This is a genomic window from Borreliella mayonii, from assembly GCF_001945665.1.
Lineage (GTDB): Bacteria > Spirochaetota > Spirochaetia > Borreliales > Borreliaceae > Borreliella > Borreliella mayonii.
This window is the reverse complement of the sequence record NZ_CP015780.1, coordinates 66843-81896: the sequence shown is the minus strand read 5'-3', so window position 1 is coordinate 81896 and position 15054 is coordinate 66843. Positions and strand designations below refer to the sequence as shown.

At 24.5% G+C, this 15054-nt stretch carries 13 protein-coding genes; 2 read left to right on the top strand and 11 right to left on the bottom strand.

Annotation, left to right across the window (positions count from 1 at the left end; translation table 11 throughout):
• Positions 1 to 39: 39 nt before the first annotated feature.
• The gene (locus Bmayo_RS00415) at positions 40 to 1308 is read right to left on the bottom strand and encodes a cysteine desulfurase (protein ID WP_075551812.1); all 1269 of its coding nucleotides are present in this window, start codon (positions 1306 to 1308) and stop codon (positions 40 to 42) included.
• A 184-nt stretch (positions 1309 to 1492) separates the two neighbouring features.
• Between Bmayo_RS00415 and Bmayo_RS00410 the strand changes: the two genes are divergently transcribed.
• Both Bmayo_RS00410 and Bmayo_RS00405 read left to right on the top strand, forming a co-directional pair.
• Positions 1493 to 1813: a hypothetical protein gene (locus Bmayo_RS00410; RefSeq protein ID WP_075551811.1), complete on the top strand. Its 321-nt coding sequence runs from the start codon at positions 1493 to 1495 to the stop codon at positions 1811 to 1813.
• On the top strand, positions 1803 to 3101 hold the full coding sequence (locus Bmayo_RS00405; protein ID WP_145924570.1) for a hypothetical protein: 1299 nt from the start codon (positions 1803 to 1805) through the stop codon (positions 3099 to 3101). The genes Bmayo_RS00410 and Bmayo_RS00405 overlap by 11 nt, the downstream gene beginning before the upstream one ends.
• 10 nt (positions 3102 to 3111) lie before the next feature.
• Here the strand turns inward: Bmayo_RS00405 and Bmayo_RS00400 are convergent, their stop codons facing one another.
• From Bmayo_RS00400 to Bmayo_RS00355, 10 genes are all read right to left on the bottom strand, one after another.
• The gene (locus Bmayo_RS00400) at positions 3112 to 4362 is read right to left on the bottom strand and encodes an ABC transporter permease (RefSeq protein WP_075551809.1); all 1251 of its coding nucleotides are present in this window, start codon (positions 4360 to 4362) and stop codon (positions 3112 to 3114) included.
• Complete coding sequence (locus Bmayo_RS00395; RefSeq protein WP_075551808.1) at positions 4359 to 5039, bottom strand: ABC transporter ATP-binding protein; 681 nt, start codon at positions 5037 to 5039, stop codon at positions 4359 to 4361. The genes Bmayo_RS00400 and Bmayo_RS00395 overlap by 4 nt, the downstream gene beginning before the upstream one ends.
• Before the next feature lies 1 nt (position 5040).
• Entirely contained in the window at positions 5041 to 6297 is a 1257-nt protein-coding gene (locus Bmayo_RS00390) for an ABC transporter permease (RefSeq protein WP_075551807.1), read from the bottom strand.
• Entirely contained in the window at positions 6298 to 7326 is a 1029-nt protein-coding gene (locus tag Bmayo_RS00385) for a hypothetical protein (protein ID WP_075551806.1), read from the bottom strand.
• Positions 7323 to 8168 carry a signal recognition particle-docking protein FtsY gene (gene ftsY, locus Bmayo_RS00380; RefSeq protein WP_075551805.1) on the bottom strand — a complete coding sequence of 282 codons (846 nt, stop codon included), beginning with the start codon at positions 8166 to 8168 and terminating at the stop codon, positions 7323 to 7325. Before ftsY ends, Bmayo_RS00385 begins: the two co-directional genes overlap by 4 nt.
• Positions 8169 to 8204: 36 nt before the next feature.
• Positions 8205 to 9614, bottom strand: a complete 1410-nt coding sequence (locus tag Bmayo_RS00375; RefSeq protein ID WP_075551804.1) for a transcriptional regulator — start codon at positions 9612 to 9614, stop codon at positions 8205 to 8207.
• Positions 9596 to 10673, bottom strand: a protein-coding gene (gene prfB, locus Bmayo_RS00370) for a peptide chain release factor 2 (RefSeq protein WP_145924569.1) whose coding sequence is annotated in 2 segments (ribosomal slippage) — positions 9596 to 10615 and positions 10617 to 10673 — 1077 coding nt in all. Because the reading frame shifts where the segments join, the coding sequence is not laid out codon by codon here. The genes Bmayo_RS00375 and prfB overlap by 19 nt, the downstream gene beginning before the upstream one ends.
• A 15-nt stretch (positions 10674 to 10688) precedes the next feature.
• Positions 10689 to 11249, bottom strand: coding sequence for a hypothetical protein (locus tag Bmayo_RS00365; protein WP_075551802.1), 561 nt, complete (start codon positions 11247 to 11249; stop codon positions 10689 to 10691).
• A complete protein-coding gene (locus Bmayo_RS00360; protein ID WP_075551801.1) occupies positions 11246 to 13564 on the bottom strand; it encodes an RnfABCDGE type electron transport complex subunit D in 2319 nt (772 codons plus the stop codon). The genes Bmayo_RS00365 and Bmayo_RS00360 overlap by 4 nt, the downstream gene beginning before the upstream one ends.
• Positions 13565 to 13571: 7 nt before the next feature.
• Positions 13572 to 15044, bottom strand: coding sequence for a hypothetical protein (locus tag Bmayo_RS00355; protein ID WP_075551800.1), 1473 nt, complete (start codon positions 15042 to 15044; stop codon positions 13572 to 13574).
• Between the last annotated feature and the right edge of the window lie 10 nt (positions 15045 to 15054).

Genomic DNA, 15054 nt, shown 5'->3' with positions numbered 1-15054 from the left:
TTTTGATTAACTTTGTTAAGATGTTTATTTTATAAATTTTTATGAAAGCTCTTTTATTACTTTTTTTAATCCTAATATGAAAGTATCAATTTCTTCTTGTGTATTATAAAAATAAAAGCTAATTCTTAAAAGATGGTTTTTATTTAAATTTTCTGGGAAAAATGCTACATAAGAGCAAGTTTTCCCGGCTCTAGTTGCTATTCCCATTGTATCTAGATAGGTTTCAATATCGTGTGAATGAATATTTTTTACTGTAAATGATATTATTGAATTTCTTTTAAGATTTGTATTTAGTATAAATTCAACTTCATCAAGCTCTTGTAATTTTTTTACCCCATATTCGATTAACTGCTGATCATGTTCTAAAATAAAATCCATAGAAATATTATTGATATATTTTATTGCTTCTTCAAGCCCGATAATTCCTGCAATATTTGGGGTTCCCGATTCAAATTTATTAGGAGTATCAGATGATTTAAATTTAATTTTTTCATTTTCTATAAATATTTCTTCTACAGTATTTCCCCCTAATTTTGAGCTATGAAGTTTTTCAGCCATATTATTTGAAATGTATAAAATTCCTATTCCTGTTGGAGCAAGCATTTTATGTCCAGAAAATACCAAAAAATCACAGCCAATTTTTTTAACATCTATTTTTATATGAGGTGCCATTTGTGCAGCATCTACAAAAAGACATATATTGTATTTTTTTGCGATTTTTCCAATAGATTCCAAATCATTAATGGTTCCTAAGGTATTATTTATTCCTGAAATACTGATTAGTTTTGTTTTTTCTGTAATAAGTTTTTCAATTTCTTCAGGGGTAATAATTCCCATTTCATTGAATTTAGCTAATCTAATTGTTAAATTAGCTAAATTTGCAAGATTTACCCAAGGCAGCAAATTACTATTATGCTCAAGAGTTGTTAGAATAATTTCATCTTTTTTTTCAAAGTATTTTGAGCAAAAAAATGAGCTTGCAATAGTATTAATTCCATCAGTAGTTCCAGAGGTGAATATTATATTCTTTGCAGATTCTGCATTAATGAAATTTTTTACAAGTTCTCTTGTTTTTTCTATTTTTATGCTCGATTGAATTGCAAATTTGTGACCGCTTCTATGTACATTTGCATTGTAATTTTCATAATATTCAACGTTAGAATAAATTACATTTTTGGGCTTTTGAGAGGTTGCTGCATTGTCAAAATAAATTATATGCTTATTGTCAAACTTTTTATTTAAAATAGGAAAGTCTTTTCTTAAAAATTTAACCTTTTCAACATTGCTTTTTATTTGTTTGAAATCCATAATCCTTATAAGTTCCTTTGTTTTAATTTTTAGCCTTTAAGTATTATATCATTATTTTTTATTACACAAAAAAAGTTAAAACTGATTATTAATTAATAATCAGTTTTTTTTAAAATTGAAATTTATTTTTTTGTATAAATTTTGTTTATTGGTTATGTTTTTTGATTATGATATACTCGTTTATATGAAAGAAGTAATTTATAGGTTTGAAAAAGCTGAAGATTATAAATTGGTTCCTGTTAATAATATTTATGGGAATGTAACTAATACAGGAGAGATTTTTTGTGATCTTGTTTTCGAGTCTACAGAGATTTCCGAGGAGATTGCTTACACAAAAACCAAAGAAGGTGTTTTAGAAGATGCTTCAAAAGAATTAAAAAGTGGAGAAGAGGGAAAAATAGTATTAATCAATTCTTTTATAGGAATTTCTATTACGAAGAATACTGCTAGAAATATTGCTTATTGGCTTTTAAAAAAAGTTGATGAATTAGAAGATAATGAATAGTAAAACATCTGAAGATAGAATTAAGATTTATTTGTCAAAACTTAGGAAGCATAAAAATAAAATTTTAAGCAAAAAGAGTATTAAAAATATTATTGAAATATCAGATATTTCTGATAATGATATTGAAAATATAGGGCTTCATTTTAGAAGATCTTATGCGAGAGCCAAAAGGTTTGTTGAGATGGGTAAGATAGATGTTGCTTTTAGAGAGCTTGAATCTATCTATTTTTATTCTCTTCATGACAAATCAATGTTTAGTTTATTTTTTTTTCTTTTTAAGGAAATTGCTGATAAGGTAAATACTAAAGAATCTAAAAAAAAAGTGATTCATATAACTTTACAAGCAAAAGAATTTGGAATAAGAGATGATTTAGATTTAATCGATTATTATGAATTTAAGAAATCCAAAAATAGAATGCTAATATTAACTTTAAGTTCTATCTTGATATTTTGTATTTCTTTGATTACTTACAGATCTTTTCAGAGTTTTATGGGTGTGAATGGGAATGGCAAAATGACTTTAAAAGAAAAATTTGCTCCTTCTTTCACATCGCAAGGCCTTCCTCCTATTACTATGGCTACGGATTTAGTAGTTGAAGCTGTTAATCTTATTTCAAACCCCAAAGAGTTATATTACATAGAAGTAGAGGATGCTAAAGTTTTGGTGTTTGAAGATGCACATTTGTATCAGTTTAAAGCGGGGGTTGTCTCAACAACGCATCCTGTTAAGAAGATTTCCTACAGAGTTACAGTTTACGATGATCTTGGTAAATCTGTGTTTAATCAGGTTTTTAGCAAAGAAAGTGATTTTTTTGCTAAATGGGGCAAAGATGTTTATATCCCAATTGATGTTATATCAAGCATACCAAGAGCTATTGATGTTAATCCTAAAAAAATAATATTAGATATTATTGACATTGATTTTTTTGAGAATGTTGATGATAAAATTGGTGTAAATCTTGATTCAGATTCTTTTATATTAAAATTTAAATATATTGGAAATTATTTTCAAAAGTCTTTTGGGATTTATAAGGCAAATACTGTGATAGAAGTTTCCAATTCTTCAAAAGATGTTATTAAAAATTTGGAGATTGAAATTGGCTATATTGATAAGGAAGGTAGAATTATTAGGTCTTTGAGACGCAAATTAATCTCTTCTGCTAATTCTTTTTTAAAATCTAAATCCAAGCAGAGTTTTACAATTAGTACGGTTTTCCCAAATGAGATTTATCCTACAATTGAAAAGGATTTTTCATCTATTAAAATTTATAATGTGATGATTAAATAGAGTTTTGAAACTATCTTAAGATTTCTTTTTCTTTTAGATTTGAAACAATGTTAAGCGGAATCAGTGTAGTTAAAATGTTTATTAACATATACAATCCAAGAAGTGTTAAGCTAAAGCTTATGCTTAAATGTATTTGAAATTCAGATACGTAATATTCTGAGTTTAATATTTCAGAATTTTCTTCTCCAAATATTTTTAAAAAAAAGTTTAAAACATTATCAATAAAGTTTATTAAATAAGATATTTTAAGTGTTAAATAATTCCCAATTATTATTCCAATTCCGCAAAAGGTAGTGCTTAATGTGAGCGATATCAAAAGAAATATTATTTTTATGTTTAAATTATTCATTCCAATTGATTTTAGTATTGCAATTTTCTTTTTATTTTCAAAAATAAGCATTGAAAGGGACGAAGATATATTGATGCTTGCAAATATTATAATCAAAGCCATAATGAATATTAAAAGTTTTTTACTTATATCTAGATTATTATATTTATTTGAGTAAAGTTCATAGAATGTTTTTATTTGGAATTCTTGAAATTTATTTTCTAAATTCTGTTTTAAGATTTCATTGTTTTTTATGGAATTAGAATTTGTTTTAAGTCCAACTATGCTTTTTGAAAAATTTTTTGACATTAAATTTTCGTTTTCAAAAGAAATCAATACTAAATTGTTATCAATATCTTTTAGTCCGGTTTCAATTATTCCTGAGATATTAAACTTTTTTATTCTGGGCATTATTTTATTGTTTTTTATATTTGGAATCAAAATGTCAATTTTTTCATTAAGATTTAAATTAAGTTTATTTTTTATTTGACTTGAAATGAGTATAGAATCCTTTTTTAAATTGTTAGTACCTTTTATTAATTTTATTGATTTGTTTTCCAATATGAATTTATTTTCTATTGCTCTTATTAATACACCTTGTTTTTTATTGTTTCCAATAATTCCATAAGTTCTTTTCTCAAAAAAATAATTTAAATCCTTGTAATTATATTTTTTTTTAAATGAACTTAATCTGTCTTTTAAGTAATGAGTTTTATTTGTATCGTTGTATTCTATTTGCATTGAAAATCCTTCACTTTCAATGTATTTATTGATAGTAGAAGCCATGATGTTACTAGACATGTAGTAGACAATAATTAATGGAATCATTACTAAACTTAATGATATTCCAGAACCTATTAAAGCTATTTTATTTATTGAATTTTTAAAAATTAAATACGCAATTTTTGTAATTTCTGGTAGCTTTAGTATCATAGTTTTTTTAATGTCCTGTCTTTGAATTCATATTTTGAATCCGCTTTGTTTGCAAATTGGGGGTTATGACTAACCAATATTAAGGTTTTTTTAAAACTTTTTGCTGTATTGATAAGTAGATTTTCTACAGTTTTAGCTGTGCTTAAGTCTAAATTTCCCGTAGGTTCATCACACAATATTATATTAGGCTCATTGATTAACGCTCTAGCAATAGCAACCCTTTGTGATTCGCCTCCCGAGAGTTCTGAAGGGTAATGATTTGCTCTGTTTTCTATTTTTAATATTTTCATTAAATCGAAAGCTTTTTTATTTATTGTTTCTTTTGCTTCTTGGCCTGAGATGATTTTGGGTAAACTTATATTTTCAATTACATTAAATTCATTTATTAAATTATAATTTTGAAATACTAAACCTATTTGTCTGTTTTTATATAAACTTAATGTTTTTTCATTTGCATTTTTCAAAAATATTCCACACGATATTATCTCTCCAGAATCTATTTTATCAATTCCTGAAATCATATTAAAAAGAGTTGATTTTCCACAACCACTTTTTCCTTGAATTGAAATAAATTCACCTTTTTCTACAGTTAAGTTTAAATTTTCTATTACTTGAATTTTTGTTTCATTTTTTTTATATGCTTTGCAAAGATTTTTTATAATTAATATATTTTCCATTTTACAACCCATTAATAGTTTCAATGTTTTTTTGACTACTTCCAATTTTTTTTGTTGCCTTCACGCTTGAATATATTGTAGAAAAGCATGCAAAGCAGAAAGTAAATGCTAAATCGCTTAAAAATAATTTAGGAGTAATTATATTTTTAACTATTTGTATTTTAATGCCATCTATTTTTAAAGCCAATATTTGATTTAAAAAATTTATTAAAGTGTTTACCAGATTGTCAATTATTTTTAAAATTTCATTTATATTTGAGGAAATATAAATTCCCAGTATTAGCCCAATAAGTCCTCCTGTAGTGCAGATTATTATTGAGTGAATAAAAAAAATTTGCTTTATTTTTTTTATTCTAAGTCCTATGGCCAATAGTATTAAAATAGCTTTATTTTTGTTTATTATTATTCTTTTTTGAAGATAATATGTATTAACAGCAATAACAATGAAAATGCTTGCTAAAATGGTTAACATTGTATTTCGTTCTATTTTCAATATTTTATAGAATTCTTTATTATATTCATTCCAAGTTTTTGCTTTAATTTTTGGATTAACAGCTTTGATCTTTTCTATTAATTTGTTACTTGGATTTAAATTTTTTGTTTTTACTTGGTAATTGATGCTAGAATTATGTAAAATTTTATTTTTAATGAAATAGTCTATATTCATAAAAATTAAAGTTTCATTTATTTTTGCATAATTGCTTTTGAAAATCGATTTTATTTTAAAGCTTTTTATATCATTTTCTAATGATATAAGGTTTTTTATTTCATCGGTTATTATTAATTCTAGGGTATCATTTTCGAATAAGTTGAAATTGTGAGAGAGTACATTTCCAATAATGATCTCATTCTCTTTAAGATCCAGTTCATCTTTTTCAAGTCCTGTAAATGAAATAAAATTTTGGTCTTTTTTGAGATCTTTAATATCAACAGCAATGATATTTAAAATAGTTGGATAATAATAATTTTGAATTCCAATGCCTTGTGTTTCGTATATTTTATTTATATGTTTTATCCCTTCAATCTTTTTAATTTCTTTGATTTCTTCTTGAGTAAGTTCATTTTCTATCTTTAAGTTTCCACTTTCTACATTTGTAATGCTAAGAAAAAAATCGTTTTGAAAACCATTCATGATTGATATTGTTAGGATAATTATTATTTCACCTAAAGTAATACTTAATATTATTACAATTGTGAGGGCTAGGCTATTTTTTTCTTCTAAAATCAATCTTTTAAGCAAAAAATTTCTTATACCCATTTAATTTGTTCCTATTGGTTTTTCTTCGGTAACTTTTCCGTTCTTGTGTTTTACTCTAAGAGTAGGGTTTTTATTGTAGTATATTTCTTCTTCATATTCATTATCATTGTGGTATTCGGTTTTTAGATAAATTATATCGTTCTCATAAATTTTTTTGCTTTTTAATTGATTGTCTTGATTATATTCGTATTCAATTTTAGTATTTGTGTATTGGTCTTTATCCTTTTCTTTAGTGCTTTGAAAAATTATCATATCAGATTCGTTGTATTGAAAATCATTTATTTTTATAAGTTCATTATTTTTATATGTTTCTTCTTTAATTAGGTTGTTTGCCTTGTAGGTAGATATGATTTTTGTATTCTCTTCTTCAAAGGTATTTACTATTTTTTCTTCATCTAGATACTGGGTTTTTTCTTTGGATTTTATTTTATTATTAACAATTATTGTACCATTTGAATTTCTTTTTTTGTCATCATATTTTATCACTTTTGTTGTTGCTTTTTTGATGTCAAAATATGTAGATTTTATGTCACCATTAATTCCATAGTTCCAAATTTGGAAATTTGATCCTGTTATTTTTAGTAATTTACCATTTTCGTCTTTAGAATAATATATTAATTTTGGTTTTTGGTTTATTGTTTTTAAATTTTTAGATATTAAGTTGCCGTTTTCATAAAAGTAATTTGCTGTTTCAAGAATTTTTTCTTTATTGTCATATTCAATTTCTTGTATTTTGTTATTTAAATTGTCGTAAACTTCTTCTTTTCTTTTTGTTTCTTTTGTATCGTAATATGTAATTTTTTTTGTGTTTTCTGTGATTTGAATTGTTTTGTATTTTATTAAGTTATTTTCTTTGTATAAGTAGAGTTTTTCAGTATTATCAATAAAATAATATTCAATGTAAAACCCCGTTTTTGGTTTTTCGTTTAATTTTTGGTATTTATTGAAAAATGCATCAGATGCAAAATAACTTTTTGCATAAATAATTTGTGGTATAAATAGAAAAAGTATTAATTGTTTTTTTTTCATAGCAATTTATTAAGATATTCATTGATATCAAATTCTTTAATATCTTCTAGTTTTTCTCCAAATGTAGTAAAGTATATAGGCTTTTCAAGAATTTTTGAAATATTTATTATTGTGCCCGCTCTGGAAGATGAATCAAGTTTAGTAATTATTATTCCGTCTATTTCTATTGCTTTGTTAAAAATTTCTGCTTGGCTATTTGCATTTTTCCCAATAGTAGAATCTATTACAAGTATTTTTTGGTAATTGATGTCGGTGTTTTTTGTTTGCTTTAATATTACATTGTTTATTTTTTGAAGCTCTTTTATTAAATTTTCTTTATTTTGCAATCTTCCGGCTGTGTCAATAATTAATGCATCGTAATTTTTAAGCTTAGCGCTTGAGATGCTGTCGAATATCACAGCTGATGGATCGCTTCCTTGGTTTTGAGATATTATTCTGATTCCGATTTGTTCGCCATAAATTTTCATTTGTTCAATTGCAGCTGCTCTGAATGTATCAGCAGCCGATATTAATATATTTTTGCCTTCATTTTTTAATTTATTTGCAATTTTTGCTATGCTTGATGTTTTTCCAATTCCATTTATGCCTACTATTAACAAAATGTTTAATTTATTATTTTCTAGAGTAAATTTTTTTGTGTTAATATAATTACTTAAAATTTCTTTTAGTTTTTCAATAATAGTTTTTTCGTTTTTATTTTTTTCTTTTGTTAATTTATTTATTATTTCTATTACAATTTCATTATTAATGTCCGATTCTAATAAAATGTCTTCTAAATTTTCAATAATATTTTCTTGTTGTTTGCTTTTAAATAAATTTTTTATTTTTTCTAAAATGCCCAAAAGTTTTTTCTCCTATTTTATTGCTGATTATTAAGTCTATTCTCCTATATTTGCTTCTTTAATATATTCTACTAAATGAGTTATTAATGATATAAAGCTGCCAATAGTTAAAGTGATGCCTGCTCCAAATAGAAATGTAGCAGTCATTTGTTCTGCTTTTGCCATATAAACATCTTCAGCTGTTAATCTTTTGTTAATAAAGTGATTGCCCGTTATTTTGTAAAGTGCCTCTGAATTGTTAAGTAATGTTCCTGCAAAAATGGTTCCTATTGTGCTTAATGTAAAAACAGCCAGATTAACATAAAATTTATCTCTTGTATTGATAAGTCTATTTTTGTTAGTTTTTATCATTTCTATTTCTACTTTATCTTCTTCTTTATTTATTAACTTGAATTTATCTTTATACCCTTGAGATTTAAGCAAAATAATGTCTTGATTTTCTGGTTTTTCAATTTCAATTGGAGTTTCTCCCATAAATATGCCTTTTTTAAAAACTTTAGATTTTACATTGCTTGTAATCTCTACTTTTTTAGAGATTGTTCTTTTTAAGTCAATATTTAATATTATTGAATCTGCATTTTTTACCGTTCTTTTAATAGAGTAGTTTTCGAAATTTGTACTTGTGATTTGTATTTCAATTTCTTTGTTTGAGAGTTTGGAAATGTCAAAAATATTATCGTAATAGATTCCTTTTGAAACAAATTTTTCATTTATATAGATTTTTGCATCTGGGTTGTTTTTGACGTTAATGTTAATTTTTAAAAATTCTCTACCTAATATTTCTTTGAAGCTGTGTTTTGTTATTTGATTTGCAATTTCATTAACAGAAGATGATGTTTTAAATACCGCTTTTTTAGTTTCAATTTTCTCAGGAGTGATGTTGCTAATTTCTAGCAAATAATAATTTTCTATTTTTTTCAGGTCAATATAGCTAATAAAAAATAATTCTTCTCTTATGAAAAATTCTTTATTTAAATTTGATATGTTTGTTTGTTCTTCGATTTTTTTATATTTTACTTTTAGTTTTTTTAAATTGTTAAAATATTCTGCAAATTTTTTTTGTTTACTGTTAATATTTTGAATATTTTTTTTAAGCTCTTCAATTTTAGTTTTGGTGTTATGCTTTTCTTTTGCGGTTATTATGTTTTGAAGTTTTTTTTTATCCATTTCTTTTTTTAATTTGCTAATTTCAAGTTCTGTTTTTATTATATCTTGATTTATATAAATATCTTTAATGATATTCTTGTCATCATTGTTTACTATATGTTCTGTGATTTTATCATAGATTTTGTCCAATTGTTTTTCAATTCCTTTTTTAAGATCAATATTTTCTTTTTTTGTATTAATGATATAGGAAAAGTTGTACTCGATATTACTTTGAGAATGTATTTTACATATTATAAGTATTAGCAATGGTATTACTAGCTCTAGTTTAAGCTTTTCCATTTTAAATACTCTTCTATGAAATTGTCTATGTTGCCGTCCATAACCGAAGTGATGTTTGGATTTTCAAATTTTGTTCTGTGATCTTTTACTAGATTGTAAGGTTGAAATACATAAGATCTTATTTGGTTGCCCCAAGAAATTTCTTTTTTTGTGTCTTTCTTGGATTTGTTTTTTTCATCTTCTTTACTCTTATAGTATTCGTAAAGTCTTGATTTTAAAACTTTCATTGCCATGTCTTTGTTTTTGTGCTGACTTCGGTCGCTTTGAGATTGAGTTACTATTCCTGTTTCAATGTGAGTTATTCTTACAGCAGAGGATGTTTTGTTAACGTGTTGTCCTCCGGCTCCCGATGCCCTGTATGTATCAATTCTTATATCTTCTGGTTTTATTATTATTTCTATTTTTTCATCAATAACAGGGTCAACAAATACTGATGCAAAAGAGGTATGTCTTTTTTTAGCAGCATCAAACGGAGAAATTCTTATAAGACGATGTATTCCGACTTCACTTTTTAATAGCCCATAGGCATATTCACCCTTGACTTCTATTGTAACAGATTTAATTCCACCTTCTGCTTCAAGTAAATCAATAAGCTCTGTTTTGTATTTTTTTCTCTCAGCATATCTTGAATACATTCTGTAAAGCATTGTAACCCAGTCACATGCTTCAGTGCCTCCGGCTCCAGAATGAATAGTTAAAAAAGCGTTGTTTGTGTCAAGCTCTTCTTTAAAGTAGGAAATTGTAAGTAAATCTTTGTATTGTTTTTCAAGTGCATTAAATTCGATCTCTAAGCTGCTAGTATCTTTTTCATTTTCAACAATTTCGCATAAATCGCCCAATTCTTTTATTTTGTTGATTAGCTTTTCCCACGGATCAATTTTGTTTTTTAAGATGCTTTGAGCTTTGATGACTTCTTGAGCTCTTTTGGGATTATTCCAAAAATTTTTCTGGTTTATTTCTTTCTCATTTTTTTCGATTTTAGCTTGAATTTCTTTTTTGTCAAAGCTTCCTCCAAATGTCTTCGGCTTGTTTAAATAATGCATTTATTTTTTCTTTCATTTTTATTTCTCGCTATTATTGATTGTATATTAATATAATTATATTTGGAATTAAAGATAAAATAAACATTATAAAAAAATATATTGGTTCGTTTTCCAATATATTGATTTTAGGATTTTTATCAAAGTTTTTTTTTATTGATGTTATTAATATTAAAGCTATTAGTATGCCAAATGCAGATAAAATAAGTATTTCTAATCCTTTAAAAAATCCATTATTATTATCAAGTGCAAAAAATGTTATTGCAATCAAGCTGCTATTTGAAAGCATGAAATCGTTTGAATAATTTGATTTTTTGTTGTAAACAATAAATATATCATTTAATACTTTAAATAATAATACCAACACGTAAATTAAAATTACATAAAAAATTGGCATTAAGAACAGTAAATTGTTTTCTGCAAACAGTTTATAGAGATAAAACAATATTGAATATATTAATAAAGAGGTAATTGTTATTATGATGTATCTTTTTATTAGGGTTAGATTGCTTTTTATTTTTATGTCTTCAAATCCAATAAAGTGTATTAAAGTTAAGTTGTTAATAATCAAGCATGTAATTAAATTGCTAGTCATAATTTTATTATATCCTTTTCATTTTCTAGAGAGGTTTTGAGTGCTTTTTCTTTATTTGTTTTTAAAACGTGCATTATTTTTTTAATTTTAAAGGTTAAGCTATATTTTTTTATTAAGTTTGAGCTTGATTGTAGGATAAAAATAGATATTATGACCGATAAAGTTTCAAAAGGAATATAGCTTAATGTTAAAAAGTATGTAAATGCCAATAGTGATCCGTAGAGTATTTGCTCAAATTTAAAGTGCGGCGTTATTTGCAATTCTGTTGCCATTGTGAATATTAATATCATTGGTATTGGAGAGATAAGTAATGTTAACATATCTGAGCTGATGTGGTTTAGTATTTCTATATTATGCGCTATGTATGAGATTGCCATCAAGCTTATATAAAATGACAATGGTATTAATTTGTTAATTATATATTTGCCAACTATTAATAAGAGTCCAAAATAAAGCAAGATTGGAGATAATTTTTTTTCATTATTAACTCCCAAAAGACTTTCAATATGAAATCTTGTGACAATTATATTGAAAACAGAAAAAATGTTTTTATTTATGAAGTTTTCAATTGCATCTATTTTTTTGTTTTCATATCTTGTTAAGGTATTTAAACTTTTTAAATTTTTTATATTTGGATTTGCTTCAATTATTTTATTCCAGGTTGGAATTATTGAACTTGAGTTTTTAAGTTCCTCTTGATAGGTTTGCTTAAAACTTACTGGAAAATTTAATACAAAAAACATAAAAGAAATTAATATGGGATTTGCTAAAAATGCTGATAATCTGAAAAAGTAAAAAAATACTAAAAAAGTAAATAATAAGGAGGCTATTTTTAATGTAATTTCTAAATCCAAAGGCAATATAATGCTCACCATTAAGGCGGCGTAAACAAAAAAAGACAAACATTTGTAATTAATTTTTAGCATTATAGGCATATAGACTACTATGCTAATAAATATTAACAGCAAGGTGTCTGTCATGAATTTTGTGTTATTTAGGAAAGAAAATATCAGGCTAGGCGATAGTGATAGTATGATGGCAAAGTATATGTCTTTTAAATTGTTTTCAGTGTATATTACCTCATTTATTAGACTTTCATTTAGAATTTTGCCTTTAATTTCTTTTTGAACTTTGTGTATTTCTTCTTCTACTTCTTTATCTGTATAATTAAATATTTTTAATTTGCTGTTATTATTTATTTTTTCATTCTTTAAGAATGAAAAAATAATATTTTCCATTTGCAATGGTGAAAAACTGGATATAAACAATGCTTTAATTTTGTCGTATATTGACTTTTTCTTTAATATGGTAAGACTATAAATATCTCTTGTTATCGGTATGTTTAATGTTTTGATTTTTATTCTATTGGCTGGGTTGTTTAAAAAAATTTCATATTTTTTTGTATCAATTTTCTCATTAATTATTTGGCTAAAAGAAGTTCCAATTTTTACTTTAAGTATTCTGCTTTTTATTTTTTTATTTCCATTTATAGCTATAAATTTTTCTTTATAAGGGTTGTTATTTTTTATAACAAGATTTGCATTGTACAGATCTTCAATATTTGCTAATAAAATATTATTGTGGGGGTTTATATCATCTTTTGTATTTTTATTGTTGTATAAAAAGTACATTATCATTTCATGATTTGTATAAGGATATGCATTTTCTAAAGATTTAATTTTTATTTTTCTGTTTTTAAAAATACTCAATTTTTCGAATTCTTTTTTTAGTTTATCTTTATTTGATATTATTATTATTTCTTTGAATTTAAATATTTTGTCGATTATTTGGAATCCTGAAAAAATCTCTTCTAATTTTTCTGCCATCAGTGCTTCTGAAGTATTTGTAAATATATCTTTTCCGTTTGTTAATAAAATCATTTTGTCTATTTTTTTACATTTGTTTATGAATTGAAATAAAGAATTTTCGTTAAACCAAGGAATTCCCAGTTGAATTAATTTTTCTAGGGTTTTTTCTCTTGAAACCCCTTCTTCAATCGGTGTTTTTTCGGTTTTTATTTTTCCTTGAAATTTGATTAATGCTGATTTTAATTTTTTTTCATCTGGAAAGTTGGCTGTGTATATTTTTTCTACTATTCCAGATATTGGAGAGTATGTGTATAGCTCTATGTTTGAATTTTTAGATAAAATTTGATTTTCTTCTATTTTTTGTTTTTCAATTATGTATATTATGGATTTTGAATTTTCTGTTTCAAGGGGTATTAGGGCATATTCAGGTATTTGAATCTCGTCAATGTTTAACTCGTATTTATTGTATTTTTTAAAAATTGTTTTTACTTTTTCTAACTCTAGCATTAGCTATTTATCCTTGAATATATTTTTTATAGGTTTTTTCATTTATGTTTAAAAGAATTGTAAATCTTATTGCTTTAAATAGGAATATCAATACAAAGAAGGGCAAAGAGAAAAAGAAAAGTATTTTGTAATTTTTTTTATCTGTGTTGATATTATTTTTGTTTTCTTTATATATTAAGATTGGATTTTTATTTTTAAAAAATAGGCTTGGAAGATCTTTTTTAAGAATTTCATCAATAAATGATTTGTCTACTTCGTAAACAGTTTTAGGATTAATTTCTATCTTGTCGTTTTTGATTTCAAAATAATTTTCTTTTATATCTTTAGGAATTTTTCCATATTTGGCGGTAATATTGTATCTTAGTTCGTTTTGATAAAGAATGTGGGATATGTACCCTATAATATTGGGTATGTCTTTGTTATATCCTAGCATTATATAAATATTATTGGGATTTAAATAATCAAAATAATTTAATTTTTTACTATAAAGGTAGTTAATCTTTTCATAAGAATTTAGAATATAGCTTGAATAAACGAATGGAATTAATGAGAGTGTAAATAACAGTAGATGTATTGCTATTTTTGATTTTAAAACTTTTTTTCCTTCCGTTTTTTTTTCTTTAATTTCTATTGGGAATAAGAATGTATCTTTAAAATTGCTTTCTGTTTTGATCCAGCTGAAAATTAAGAAAATGCAAAGGGTTGTTATTGCAACAAATGCAATAAAAGTAGGATCAACATTTATTGTAAAAAAGGTTGTGATTGTAATGAAATATAGAGTTGTGAATATAAATAAAAATAATAAATGTTTTATTTTTGTTATTAGTGTTAAAAAATTTATTTCTTTTAAATATATTTTATTGTAATTTTTGTTAAAATTGCTGATTATTGAAAATAACAAATAAGAGAGAACTGTAAATGGATAAAAATACATTATTTCTTTGCTTATTATAAAAGTAAGGGATGAAATTAATAGAAAAATTAAAGTAAATATAGAGTTTGCTGGGTCTAAAAAAATTAATAAAATTATTATGATTAGAAATATTATGCTTGAAATAAAATTAATTTTTGTCTTGTAGTCAATAGAATGCATGTCTACATTAACATTGAGTTCTTTTTTTAGTTTTTTAAAATCTATAGTTTTGAACCTGTTTTCAACATAAAGAAGTTTTTTATCCTCTATGTTGAAAAGATTGGGGAGTTTTTTTAAAAATATACTTTTCCTCAGGTCAAGATTGTTAAGCTTATTTGTCTCATTTATTGTGATTTTTTTATTTTCGGGAAAGTCTAAAATGTCAATTTTTGTTGTGTATTCTGAGATTGTTTTGTATCCTAGTGAATTTATATATTCATTGGCAGTTTTTAGATCATTTTCATTTTCAAAGTATAAAGGTTTGTAATCTCCAAATTGAGCTACATCGCAGGAATTAATAAGTGGCATTGTTGTGATTAAATATAAAAAACCTAAAAAACGCACCATTTATTTTTTC

What these genes read in the sequence shown, in the direction of transcription:
- Bmayo_RS00415 (WP_075551812.1), bottom strand. Translation starts at nt 1,308, where the DNA reads ATGGATTTCAAACAAATAAAAAGCAATGTTGAAAAGGTTAAATTTTTA.
- Bmayo_RS00410 (WP_075551811.1), top strand. Translation starts at nt 1,493, where the DNA reads ATGAAAGAAGTAATTTATAGGTTTGAAAAAGCTGAAGATTATAAATTG.
- Bmayo_RS00400 (WP_075551809.1), bottom strand. Translation starts at nt 4,362, where the DNA reads ATGATACTAAAGCTACCAGAAATTACAAAAATTGCGTATTTAATTTTT.
- Bmayo_RS00395 (WP_075551808.1), bottom strand. Translation starts at nt 5,039, where the DNA reads ATGGAAAATATATTAATTATAAAAAATCTTTGCAAAGCATATAAAAAA.
- Bmayo_RS00390 (WP_075551807.1), bottom strand. Translation starts at nt 6,297, where the DNA reads ATGGGTATAAGAAATTTTTTGCTTAAAAGATTGATTTTAGAAGAAAAA.
- Bmayo_RS00385 (WP_075551806.1), bottom strand. Translation starts at nt 7,326, where the DNA reads ATGAAAAAAAAACAATTAATACTTTTTCTATTTATACCACAAATTATT.
- Bmayo_RS00375 (WP_075551804.1), bottom strand. Translation starts at nt 9,614, where the DNA reads ATGGAAAAGCTTAAACTAGAGCTAGTAATACCATTGCTAATACTTATA.
- Bmayo_RS00365 (WP_075551802.1), bottom strand. Translation starts at nt 11,249, where the DNA reads ATGACTAGCAATTTAATTACATGCTTGATTATTAACAACTTAACTTTA.
- Bmayo_RS00360 (WP_075551801.1), bottom strand. Translation starts at nt 13,564, where the DNA reads ATGCTAGAGTTAGAAAAAGTAAAAACAATTTTTAAAAAATACAATAAA.
- Bmayo_RS00355 (WP_075551800.1), bottom strand. Translation starts at nt 15,044, where the DNA reads ATGGTGCGTTTTTTAGGTTTTTTATATTTAATCACAACAATGCCACTT.